This window comes from Bifidobacterium miconis (assembly GCF_019331735.1).
Classification (GTDB): domain Bacteria; phylum Actinomycetota; class Actinomycetes; order Actinomycetales; family Bifidobacteriaceae; genus Bifidobacterium; species Bifidobacterium miconis.
Genome location: NZ_JAHBBH010000011.1, coordinates 15638 through 27330 on the forward strand (window position 1 = coordinate 15638; position 11693 = coordinate 27330).

Below are 11693 nucleotides of genomic sequence, written 5' to 3' on the forward strand. Positions count from 1 at the left end.
GGGAGCTGTCGAACGCAGTGAGACTGAGGGGTAGTCAGGCGGTTCGACACATATGACTACCCCTCAGTCAGCTTCGCTGACAGCTCCCCTGACAAGGGGAGCCAAGTATGGAGGAGAGGACCCCTATGACCACCATCGCCATCATCGGCGCGCTGGACGAGGAAGTCGCGCACATCGCAAGCGCACTGAACGACGTCGAACACGACGTCGCCGCCAGCCTCGACGTCTCCCGCGGCACCATCGCCACCAACGACGGCGCGACCGTCAACGTCGTCGCGACCGTCGGCGGCATGGGCCTCGTCAACGCGGCCGCCACCGCGCAGCGGCTCATCGACGCGTACCAACCCGACGCGATCATCTTCTCCGGCATCGCCGGCAATCTCAACACGCACCTGCACATCAACGACGTCGTGCTCGGCGGCACGCTGCGCTACCTCGACACCGACATGCGCCTCGTCGGCCAGTGGACGCCCGGCAAGCCCGACGCGCCCGTCGAGGAATTCCACTCCGACGACCGGCTGATCGCGCTCGCCGACGCGGCCCTGGCTGACATGGGCATCACGCACATCACCGGCATCATCGCGTCCGGCAACTACTTCGTGGATGACCCGAAGAAGGTCGAGCAGGTGATCCGCGACACCGGCGCGGACGCGGTCGAAATGGAGGGCGCGGCCGTGGCCCACGTGGCCGCCCGCAACGGCGTGCCCGCGCTCGTGATCCGCGCGCTGTCGGACAACGCGGACACCGACTACGAAGTGTTCAAGGAGTTCGACATCTCCGAATACGCGAACACGGCCGCGGCGCTCGCGGTCAACATCCTCAAGCGGCTGTAAGCCGGGGCCGGCGTCGTCGTTTCGGACGGGACGCAGCCGGGCCGGGCGATCCCGGAGGCGCGGACGGGATGATGATGAGGGGAATGGCCTTGTCTGACGCCTTACCTTGCGCCGGCAAGGTGAACAGACGCTGAACTTACGTAGCGGCGGGGTGTCGCTACGGGCGTGAGCCGTTACGCTGGAAGCGCTGGACGCAGGTCGTCGAAAGGTGTTTCATGACGTGGTGGCAGGTCGTGCTGATCGTGATTCTGGTGCTGGGCGTGCTGGCGGTGACCGCCGCCGCGGCGTACACGCTCGGCCGGCAGGCGGGCGAAACGCGGGTGGACGACATTCTGCGCGACAAGACCCGGCAGTCGCTGTTCGGCCGCAACGTACCCGTGCGCGAATCCGAACGCGCGCTCATCGAGGTCATGCCGGAGGCGATGATCGCGTGCGGACCCGGCGGCCGCATCCGTTACGTGAGCCCGCTCGCCGCAACGCTCGGCCTGATCGATCATGGCAATCTGTCATCCGACGAAATCGGCGACATTCTCGCGCTCGTCGTCGCCGACGGCAACGCGCGCGAACGCGAGGTGCGCATTCCAGTCGGCCGGGCGCAGGCGTTGCAGGCATCCGGCGAGCCGACCGGCCGCGGCGTGAAGCCGGGGCAGGAAGTGCCGTCCGACACGCGGTATCTGCGCGTGCGCATCGGCCATGTGACCGGTGATCTGTACGCGATTTTCCTGACCGACGTCAGCGAGCAGCGCCGGTTCGAGGCGATGCGACGCGACTTCGTCACGAACGTGTCGCACGAGCTGAAAACGCCGGCCGGCGCGATCTCGCTGCTCGCCGAAACGATCGGCGACGCGTCCGACGATCCGGACGCCGTGCGGTATTTCGCGGGCCGCGTCGCGAAGGAATCGAACCGGCTGACCGAACTCGTGCACCGGCTCATCGACCTGCAGAAGGCGCAGTCGATGGAGGGCGTGATGGACATGCACCCCGTGTCCGTGATGGGCGTGGTGCGCGGCGCGATCGGCGAGAATCAGGTGCAGGCCGACGCGAAGCACATCGACATCCGGCTCACGCTGGGCGGCGAGTCGCGGCCGCTCGACGCGGCGGACGAGCCGGCCGGATCCTCCGCGCCGGACGAGATCGTGATGGGTGACGCCGAATCGCTCAAAACCGCGGTCAAAAACCTCGTCGAAAACGCGATCCACTATTCGCCCGAGCACACCGTCGTGGCCGTGGGCGTGGGACAGAAGGATGGCAAGGTCACGATCCGCGTGGTCGATCAGGGCATCGGCATTCCGGCAGAATCGCTCGGCCGCGTGTTCGAGCGCTTCTACCGGGTCGATCCGGCGCGTTCTCGTGCGACCGGCGGTTCCGGCTTGGGACTGGCGATCACCAAACATTGCGTGCAGGAGTGCGGCGGCACGATTTCCGTATGGTCGCGCGAGGGGGAGGGGTCGACGTTCACGATCGAACTGCCGGCCGCGACCGACGACGACCTGCGCGACGCCGGGGCCGACGCGTGACTACGTTGATATAGTCCGAGTAATTAGTTACGTAGTTTAGGAAGTTCGTCATATGCGGTTCACCGAGCGGCTACGATAATGCGCAGGAAAACGACGCGGCCGCTGGTGACGGGTTCGCTGGACCGTGCGGACAACGCACGCAACAACGCATAAGAAGAGAAACGGGGAACGAGCAGACATGACACGCATTCTCATCGTGGAAGACGAGGAATCATACCGGGAACCGCTGGTCTACCAGCTCACGCGCGAAGGATACGACGTCTCCGCCGCCGCGACCGGCGAAGAGGGGCTGGAACTGTTCACGCAGGGCGGCTTCGATCTCGTCCTGCTCGACCTCATGCTCCCCGGCCTCGACGGCACCGCGCTGTGCCGGCGCATCCGCGAACAGAGCCGCGTGCCGATCATCATGCTCACGGCGAAAAGCGCGGAAATCGACAAGGTCGTCGGACTCGAGATCGGCGCCGACGACTACGTGACCAAGCCCTACTCGTTCCGCGAGCTGCTCGCGCGCATCCGCGCCGTGCTGCGCCGCAATCAGATGGTCGCCGAGGTCTCCGAAGGCGTCGACGGCGACATGCCGCTCACCTGCGGCGACATCGTCATGCACATCGGGCAGCATCAGGTGAGCGTGCGCGGCGAGAACGTGTTCTTCCCGCTCAAGGAATTCGAGCTGCTCGAATACCTCATGCAGAACAAGGGCCGCGTGATGACGCGCCACCAGCTCATCGACCGGATCTGGGGATCGGATTACGTCGGCGACACGAAGACGCTCGACGTGCACGTCAAGCGCGTGCGCTCGAAGATCGAGGTCGATCCGGCGCATCCGAAGTACCTGACGACCGTGCGCGGGCTCGGGTACAAGATCGATGCGCCGGCCGAGTAGCGGAGGCAAAAACGACGTAGTGGCCGCGTAGTCGGATTGATAGGCAACTGTTCATCTTGCGTTCACCGATTTTGGCGGACGGGCCGTTGGATGTCTTTTAGTCTTGAACTGTCAAAAAGATTGATTGACAGAATAGAGAGAAACAGACATGCGTAAGAATGTGCTTTTCCGCTCCATCGCGGCCATTTCGGGCATTGCGATGCTGGCTTCGCTCGCTGCTTGCGGTGACAACACCACCGCCTCCAACTCCGGCAGCAACGGCTCTTCCTCTTCTTCCGACACCACCACCTCGTCCTCCACCCCGATCTCGGGCAACTTCAACGGCGCCGGCGCCTCCTCGCAGCAGGCCGCCGTCGAGGCGTGGGTCGCCGGCTTCCAGGGCACCAACCCGGACGCCAAGATCGCGTATGATCCGTCCGGCTCTGGCGCCGGCGTCAAGACCTTCCTGACCGGTGCCACCGCGTGGGCCGGCTCCGACAAGGCTCTCGCCGACGATGATGTGGACAACTCCAAGTCCGTGTGCGCCGCCGACACCACCGCGTTCGACATCCCGGTCTACATCTCCCCGATCGCCGTGGTCTTCAACCTCAAGGGCATCTCCGACGCGGGCAAGCACATCAACATGGACGCCGCCACTATCGCCAAGATCTTCGACGGCAAGATCACCAAGTGGAACGACAAGGCCATCGCCGATCAGAACCCGGACCTCAAGCTCCCCGACACCGCGATCACCGTGGTTCACCGCTCCGACAAGTCCGGCACCACCCAGAACTTCGTGAGCTACTTCAAGGATCAGGCTCCTGACGCATGGTCCTACGACCTGTCCGAGAACTGGCCGAACTCCGTCGGCCAGGGCGCCAAGGGCACTTCGGGCGTCGTCTCCACCGTGAAGCAGGCCGACGGCACCATTGGTTATGCTGACTTCTCCGCCGCCGGTGACCTTGGCACCGTGGCCGTCAAGGTCGGCGACAAGTACAGCGAGATCTCCGCTGATGGCGCGACCAAGGTCATCGACGACTCCGAGCTCGACTCGTCCGTCAAGGGCGACAACCGCGTGGTCGTCAAGATCAACCACGCCACCACCACCGAGGGCGCCTACCCGATCGTGCTGGTCTCCTACATGATCGCCTGCCCGCAGTACAAGGACACCAAGACCGCCGAGTTCGTCAAGTCCTGGCTCACCTACGTGACCAGCTCCGACGGCCAGCAGACCGCCTCTCAGGCTGCCGGCTCCGCCCCGCTGCCTGACTCCATCGCCCAGAAGGACGCCGCCTCCATCGAGGCCATCAAGACCAAGTGAGCCTAAGGATTCCGCAGGGAACCGCTGACTGAAATGCTTCAGGCCGCAGGCACCAAGCGTGGCTGCGGCCTGAAGTGGTCGGTCCGGTTCCCGTGGAATCCAAGCCCGCGCAGTCTTCCTTCGCAAACCGTTAAGGAGAACCTGTGAGTTCGCAAGAAAAAGCGGCCATGATGCCCGCCGCCAGCGGCAAGACCGCGGACAAGGTGTTCCGCGCCATTGCCTACGCCTGCGGCATCCTGATCCTCGTGGTCCTCGCCGCCGTCTTCCTCTTCCTGCTGTTCCGCGCGTGGCCGCTCATCGGCGGCGACCAGAAGGCCAACAGCCAGACGATTTCCGACTTCACCGGCGGCAAGTCGTCCAGCTTCTGGGGCTACGTCGGCCCGTTGCTGTTCGGCACCGTGCTCGTCTCCGCGCTCGCCCTGCTGATCTCGTTCTTCGTGTCGCTCGGCATCGCGCTGTTCATCTCGCACTACGCGCCCAAGAAGCTCGCCACCGCGCTCAGCTACGTGGTCGACCTGCTCGCCGCCATCCCGTCCGTTATCTACGGTCTGTGGGGCGGCCTGATCCTCGTGCCGGCCATCTACCCGTTCTGGAACTGGATCGCGACCTACTTCGGCTGGATCCCGCTGTTCGCCGGCCCCGCCGCCAGCCCGTCGCGCACCGTCGCGACCGTGGCCGTCGTGCTCGCCGTCATGATCCTGCCGATCATCACGTCCCTGTCGCGCGACATTTTCCTGCAGGCCCCCCGCCTGCAGCAGGAAGCCGCCCTCGCGCTCGGCGCGACCAAGTGGGAAATGATCAAGCTCGCCGTCCTGCCGTTCGGCAAGTCCGGCGTCGTCTCCGCCTCCATGCTCGGCCTCGGTCGCGCACTCGGCGAAACGATGGCTGTCTTGATGATCCTGTCCCCGGGCCTGACCTACTCGTTCAAGCTGCTGCAGGCCTCGCAGAACCAGACGATCGCCGCGAACATCGCCGCCCAGTACCCGGAAGCCAACGACCTTGGCGTGTCCGTGCTGATCGGCACCGGCCTCGTGCTGTTCCTCATCACGTTCGTGGTGAACTACGTGGCCCGCAAGATCACTGAAAAGAAGGTGGCATGATGGCCGATCTGACCCAAGACCCCAAGGCCTCGCTCGAAGGCGCGCCCGTCATCGACTTCGACAAGTTCAAGCCGTCCCGCTCGCTGATCGCCTCGCGCAAGCGCAAGGACGCGATCATGACCGTGCTCATCGCGCTCGCGTTCGTCGTCGCCTGCATCCCGCTGGTCTCCGTGCTCTTGACGACGCTCGTCAACGGCGTCAAGCGGCTCAACCTCAACTTCCTGAGCTACAACATGACCGGCGTCGTCGGCGGCAACCCGACCCCGTCCGGCGGCTACGGCGGCGTGCTCCACGCCATCATCGGCACGCTCGAGATCACGTTCGGTTCGATGGTCATCTCCATCCCGATCGGCCTCATGTGCGCCGTGTACCTCGTCGAATACGCGCACGGCGGCAAGCTCGCGCAGACCATCACGCTGCTCGTCGACGTGATGAGCGGCATCCCGTCCATCGTCGCCGGCCTGTTCGCGTTCTCGATGTTCACGATCATCCTCGGCCCCGGTTCGGTCAACGGCTTCGCCGGCTCCGTCGCACTGTCGCTGCTCATGCTGCCGACTGTCGTCAAGTCCAGCGAGGAAATGCTCAAGATCGTCCCCGGCGACCTTCGCGAGGCGTCGTACGCGCTCGGCGTGACCAAGCAGCGCACCATCACCAAGATCGTGCTGCGCACCGCACTGCCGGGCATCGTCTCCGGCTGCATCCTCGCCATCGCGCGAGTCATCGGCGAAACCGCGCCGCTGCTCATGACCGCCGGCTACATCGCGTCCACGAACGTCAACCTGTTCGACGGCAAGATGACCACGCTGCCGGTCTACGTCTATCAGGAATACTCCAAGCTGAGCGCCAACTGCCCGGCCAACGCGACCGCGGCCTGCGTGCCGACGATCCCGATGGAGCGCTCTTGGGCCGCAGCCCTCGTGCTGATCCTGATCGTCCTCATCCTCAACGGCATCGGCCGACTCGTGGCGAAGGTCTTCGCCGTCAAGGCCGAGCGCTGATCGTCGCTGACCACGATGCAAGAACTTCGGTAAATATCAAACAAGGAAATTCACATGGGACAACGCATTGATGTCAACCATCTGAACATCTACTACGGCAACTTCCTCGCCGTGGAAGACGTGAACATCCACATCGAACCCAACAAGGTGACCGCGTTCATCGGACCGTCCGGCTGCGGCAAGTCGACCGTGCTGCGCACCCTCGACCGCATGCACGAGATCATCCCCGGCGCCCACGTCAAGGGCGAGGTGCTGCTCGAAGGCAAGAACCTGTACGACAAGGACGTGGACCCGGTCTCCGTGCGCCGCGACGTCGGCATGGTGTTCCAGCGCCCGAACCCGTTCCCGACCATGTCGATCCGCGAAAACGTGCTGGCCGGCGTGCGCCTGAACAACCGCAAGATCTCCAAGTCCGACGCCGACGACCTCGTCGAGTGGGCCCTGCGCGGCGCGAACCTGTGGAACGAGGTCAAGGACCGTCTCGACAACCCGGGCATTGGCCTGTCCGGCGGCCAGCAGCAGCGTCTGTGCATCGCGCGCGCGGTTGCCGTGCACCCGCAGGTGCTCCTCATGGACGAGCCGTGCTCCGCTCTGGACCCGATCTCGACGTTGGCCGTTGAGGATCTGATTCAGGAGCTCAAGGGCGACTACACGATCGTGATCGTGACCCACAACATGCAGCAGGCCGCGCGTATCGCCGACTACACCGCGTTCTTCAACCTGAAGGCCGTGGGTCAGCCGGGTCATCTCGAGTACTTCGCGGACACCACCACCATGTTCAACAACCCGCAGAACGAAGAGGCCGAACGTTACGTCTCCGGCCGCTTCGGCTGATCGCGCGACGGATTTGCCGTCGCCGCGCGCGGTGTTTTTCTCTCCGCCGCGCGCTCTCGTTGGAAGGCCCCGTGCCGGACGCTCGCTCGTTCCGGTGCGGGGCCTTCCCGCGTTTGCAGGTCTTTGCGGGGATGATTGCGGGATGATTATGGGATCTGTCCCACATTTGGCTTGTCACACTTTGTGGTCTGTCACGTTTGACGTTAATCGATGCTTTATGGGCTGACGTGACATGATAATGCGTCATGCATGACAGAGAGAGCCTTGAATTCGCGGGGCGTGACATGCGGTTTGTCAGACCCCGCGTGCCGGGGTCGATAGAACAATGCGTGACAGCGATCAGGCCATACGATCCCAGCAATACCAAGGATTTACGGCTGTCGTACTTTCATATTGGTTCTGTGCCGTGTCACACAGGACTCATCAGCCTTGTTTTTGTGAAAGCGTGACACAATATCGAGTCATGCTTGCATCGTATATGTATATCCGACCAGAGCGTGACGGATCGCACGCGGCGTATAGCGGTCGTGCAGCAATCAAGTGATTCACGTAATCCTGCAGGAACCTCTGGCTGTCGCCTCATGCATGGGCAACAAAAAATCCCCGCAGAAAATCCTGCGGGGATTGCGCAACGCAGCATCGCAACCAATGCTGGGCGATGCCGCAACCAAGCGATGCACCAAGCGATCAGCCGATCACAACACCGCGTTGAGGATGAAATCGAGCACGAACAGGATCGCGACGACCCAGATCACCGGGTGCACCTTGTTCGCCTTCTTCTTGCAGGTCATCACGATGCAGTACATGATGAAGCCGCCGGCGATGCCGTACGAGATCGAGTACGAGAACGCCATGAACACGGCCGCGAAGAACGCCGGAATCGCCTCGGTGATGTCGTTCCAGTCGATCTCCTTGAGGGAGGCGGCCATCATGCAGCCGACGATCACGAGCACGCCGGCGGTCGCGGCGGACGGCACGGCGGAGATGACCGGGGACAGGAACGCGGAGAGCGCGAAGCAGATCGCGACGACCACGGAGGTCAGGCCGGTGCGGCCGCCCGCCGCGATGCCCGCGGAGGACTCGACGTACGTGGTGGTGTTCGAAGTACCGCAGATCGCGCCGATCGAGGTGGCGATGGAGTCCGCGAACAGGGCCTTGTCCATCTTCGAGGAGAAGCCGGAACCGTTCTCAAGCGCCTTCTCGTCAGCCTCGGAGAAGATGCCGGTGCGGCGGCCGGTGCCGATGAACGTGCCGATCGTGTCGAACGTGTCGGACATGGAGAACGCGAAGATCGTGACGATCACGAGCGGCAGGCGCGCGACGTCGGAGAACAGAGCCGGGAAGCCGGCGCCGGTGAAGATCACGCCGAAGGTCTGCGGCAGCTGGGAGAAGGTCTCGCCGATGGAGACGGACTGGCCGAAGTTGGTCACGCCGAACGGGATGCCGACGACCGTGGTGATCGCGATGGCGAGCAGCATGCCGCCCTTGACCTTGAGCACGGTAAAGACGATCGCGAGGAACAGGCCGATGAGGAACACCCACAGCACCTTGTTATCGAACGCGGCGAGGCCCGGGGTCGCGGCGGTGGCGAGACCCTTGCCGGCTGACTTCGCGTCCTTCGGAGTGAAGGTGATCAGGCCGACGTTGAGCATGCCGACGTACGCGACGAACAGGCCGATGCCGCCGCCGATCGCGTGCTGCAGTGTCTCCGGGATCGCCTGAATGATCATCTTGCGGATCTTGGTGACGGTGATGATGATGTTGATCAGGCCACACAGGAACACCATGCACAGCGTCTCCTGCCAGGTGAAGCCCAGGCCGAAGCAGACGGTGTAGGTGAAGAACGCGTTGAGGCCCATGCCGGCGGCCTGCGCGTACGGCACATTGGCGAACAGACCCATGACGAGCGTGCCGATGATGGCCGCGATGATCGTGGCGAGGAACACACCGCCCCACGGCATGCCCGTCTGGCTCAGGATCTGCGGGTTGACGACGATGATGTAGCTCATCGCGAAGAACGTGGTCAGACCGGCCATGACCTCGGTGGACACGGTGGTGCCGTTCTCCTTCAAGTGGAAGAACTTCTCCATATATCTCTGCTTCCTTTTCGTGGGTTGTTAGGAGCTGGCCATGCACGGCGCGCGATGCGCAGCGCGTGTGACGCACGCGTGATGCATGCCATATGCACGCGACGCGTGACGCACTGGCATCTCTTCCCATGCAAACGCGCGTATGCACTGGCATCATCATCCACGGCCAGTCATGTCATATCATGCCGTGCCATGAACCGTGATGCGGCACATGCAGCGCGTGACGCGTGCCGGTGTATTCCCTGTGCAAACGCGCGTATGCACAAGCATCATCAGTCACCCATCGATCAGCCCCGGCGAGAATCGCGACTCGCCCTGCGTTCGTTTTGTCGAACGCGCCCACGATAGCACCGTCACAAGTCATGGAGGTTTCGTGAACGCGTATCGTATACTGGGCCGATACGCGACAATGTCGGCGACGTTCCGTTATATGCGCCCCTGAATCACCCCCGCAAATCGGTTCCCCAGGCAGCCAAACAGTCAGCCCGCACAATCGCACGTCGGCAGCGACCATTGCACCGCCGTCATCGCAGTTATCCACATATCCACAATTTTGCGGCCGAGTCAAGCGCGCCGGCCGCAAATCCTGTACAGTCGCCGCATGGAACATCGTCGAATGACCGAAACAGGCGACGAACCGGTCGTCGCCATGACGCAAAGCCTTGCGGAACGTCGCCGCGAAACCGTGCAACGCTGCGCGGACGAATCGGCGCGATTGCGGCAGCGACTGCTGTTCGGCATGACCACATCCTTAACGCTGCAGTCGATCCCGTTGCCGTCCCGCTGCGATCTTGACATGGACGCATTGCACACCACATCCAGTACGGGCGCCAAACGTGTGAGATCGAAGGCCGCAACGTCAGTGCCGCATGTGTGGAAGCACCTGAACGGCGATAGCAGCGCGCGGATTCGGTCCAACGTATATGCGCTGGACCTTCTGCACACTTGGGCGCAACTGTCAAGTCATGTGCCGCTCGATGATTTGGTGGCGTTGGGGGACGCGATGCTTGCGAACGAGGAGCGACTATCGCTCAGTGAATTCGCTGGATTCCTTGAGCGTATACCGTATTTCAAGGGAAAGCCATCATGTCGTTTGGCGCTGCGCCTGATGACGCCGAACATGCGTTCACCGATGGAGAGCAAGACGATGTTGGTGCTGAGACGGCACGGCATTCCCCGGCCAGAGGCGAATTACACGGTTCCGGGGGCCAAATTCGGTTCCGGAGCATCCATGACCTTGGATCTGGCTTGGCCGGAATACCTGGTGGCGGTGGAATACGACGGGGACCACCATCGCACGGATCGCCGGCAATGGCGACGCGACAAGGAAAAGCGGATGCTGTTGCGAGGACAACACTGGATGATTCTGGAGATCACGGCAGATGCGCTGTCCAATGATGTCGCATGTGCGGAATTCGCGTTCCGCGTGGCCAGACAGTTGGCGGAACGCGGCTTGGACTGTGATTTTAGGCTCATCGCCATGTCCGTGGAGGAACTGGCCCGGTCGGTGCGGTGACGGGTGTGCGGTCGGGGCTGTGCGGGACCCGTCATTGTGGTCATGCTTGGTAAAACAAGGGTGATTATTTGCGGAGTGTGACATGATTCCGCGTCACGCTTCGCTGATGGAGGCCGGTTCGCGTTGAGTGTGACAGCGAAGGTTTGATTGAGTCGATCTCTTCCGCTTATTCCAAGCAGAAGAGCTCTCCGAAAACGTTGATGTTGCAAGGATCTGTGATCCGGCACACTGTCTTGGTCCGTCTCGCTGCCTGGCTGTTCTTGTCATACATGGGGAAATTAAGCGTATTGGGATAATGCGTGACGAGATGATGTGACATGCTTTTGAAGAAAGCTGCCGTATTCGCTTAGTGTGACAGAACGGGAGGCTTGCGGCGAGGATCGTAGGCGGCCAGACCGGGCAATGCCGCGCTTGCAGTTCATTATGTGGTCAGGGTCTTCCCTTTTGACTGGTTATGGGCCACACTCATTACTCAGCACAGCGGTGTGCGGCACCGCTGGCCAAAAGCCCATGATGCGGATGTCGCATACCCCTTGTGTTCCCCGTCCAAGCCGGGCTACAAGCCCCTTGCCTCGGGTTTTCAAGAATTTTCGCCGGGTTGGCCGCCTCCCGCGGCACGTTC

At 62.7% G+C, this 11693-nt stretch carries 9 protein-coding genes; 8 read left to right on the plus strand and 1 reads right to left on the minus strand.

What is annotated here, in order from left to right; genetic code table 11:
- The first annotated feature begins 125 nt into the window (after positions 1–125).
- The 7 genes from mtnN (at position 126) to pstB (ending at position 7465) form a co-directional block, all read left to right on the plus strand.
- Positions 126–833, plus strand: a complete 708-nt coding sequence (gene mtnN / locus KIH79_RS05255; protein WP_219058450.1) for a 5'-methylthioadenosine/S-adenosylhomocysteine nucleosidase — start codon at positions 126–128, stop codon at positions 831–833.
- Positions 834–1048: 215 nt separating this feature from the next.
- Positions 1049–2350: a sensor histidine kinase gene (locus KIH79_RS05260; protein ID WP_219058451.1), complete on the plus strand. Its 1302-nt coding sequence runs from the start codon at positions 1049–1051 to the stop codon at positions 2348–2350.
- Between the two features lie 178 nt (positions 2351–2528).
- Complete coding sequence (locus KIH79_RS05265; RefSeq protein ID WP_219058452.1) at positions 2529–3233, plus strand: response regulator transcription factor; 705 nt, start codon at positions 2529–2531, stop codon at positions 3231–3233.
- Positions 3234–3381: 148 nt separating this feature from the next.
- Positions 3382–4533 (plus strand): phosphate ABC transporter substrate-binding protein PstS, encoded by a 1152-nt coding sequence (pstS, locus tag KIH79_RS05270; RefSeq protein WP_219058453.1) that lies wholly within the window; start codon positions 3382–3384, stop codon positions 4531–4533.
- A gap of 143 nt (positions 4534–4676) precedes the next feature.
- On the plus strand, positions 4677–5633 hold the full coding sequence (gene pstC, locus KIH79_RS05275; RefSeq protein WP_219058454.1) for a phosphate ABC transporter permease subunit PstC: 957 nt from the start codon (positions 4677–4679) through the stop codon (positions 5631–5633).
- A complete protein-coding gene (pstA, locus tag KIH79_RS05280) occupies positions 5633–6631 on the plus strand; it encodes a phosphate ABC transporter permease PstA (RefSeq protein ID WP_219058491.1) in 999 nt (332 codons plus the stop codon). Before pstC ends, pstA begins: the two co-directional genes overlap by 1 nt.
- A 54-nt stretch (positions 6632–6685) precedes the next feature.
- Entirely contained in the window at positions 6686–7465 is a 780-nt protein-coding gene (gene pstB / locus KIH79_RS05285; protein WP_033493853.1) for a phosphate ABC transporter ATP-binding protein PstB, read from the plus strand.
- A 695-nt stretch (positions 7466–8160) separates the two neighbouring features.
- Here the strand turns inward: pstB and KIH79_RS05290 are convergent.
- Positions 8161–9555 carry an NCS2 family permease gene (locus tag KIH79_RS05290; RefSeq protein WP_219058455.1) on the minus strand — a complete coding sequence of 465 codons (1395 nt, stop codon included), beginning with the start codon at positions 9553–9555 and terminating at the stop codon, positions 8161–8163.
- A 616-nt stretch (positions 9556–10171) separates the two neighbouring features.
- Between KIH79_RS05290 and KIH79_RS05295 the strand changes: the two genes are divergently transcribed.
- Positions 10172–11071 carry a hypothetical protein gene (locus KIH79_RS05295; RefSeq protein ID WP_236023634.1) on the plus strand — a complete coding sequence of 300 codons (900 nt, stop codon included), beginning with the start codon at positions 10172–10174 and terminating at the stop codon, positions 11069–11071.
- Positions 11072–11693 lie beyond the last annotated feature (622 nt).

Excerpts from the sequence above, each read along its gene's own strand:
- mtnN (WP_219058450.1), top strand. The coding sequence starts at position 126 with ATGACCACCATCGCCATCATCGGCGCGCTGGACGAGGAAGTCGCGCAC.
- KIH79_RS05260 (WP_219058451.1), top strand. The coding sequence starts at position 1,049 with ATGACGTGGTGGCAGGTCGTGCTGATCGTGATTCTGGTGCTGGGCGTG.
- KIH79_RS05265 (WP_219058452.1), top strand. The coding sequence starts at position 2,529 with ATGACACGCATTCTCATCGTGGAAGACGAGGAATCATACCGGGAACCG.
- pstS (WP_219058453.1), top strand. The coding sequence starts at position 3,382 with ATGCGTAAGAATGTGCTTTTCCGCTCCATCGCGGCCATTTCGGGCATT.
- pstA (WP_219058491.1), top strand. The coding sequence starts at position 5,633 with ATGGCCGATCTGACCCAAGACCCCAAGGCCTCGCTCGAAGGCGCGCCC.
- pstB (WP_033493853.1), top strand. The coding sequence starts at position 6,686 with ATGGGACAACGCATTGATGTCAACCATCTGAACATCTACTACGGCAAC.
- KIH79_RS05290 (WP_219058455.1), bottom strand. The coding sequence starts at position 9,555 with ATGGAGAAGTTCTTCCACTTGAAGGAGAACGGCACCACCGTGTCCACC.
- KIH79_RS05295 (WP_236023634.1), top strand. The coding sequence starts at position 10,172 with ATGACCGAAACAGGCGACGAACCGGTCGTCGCCATGACGCAAAGCCTT.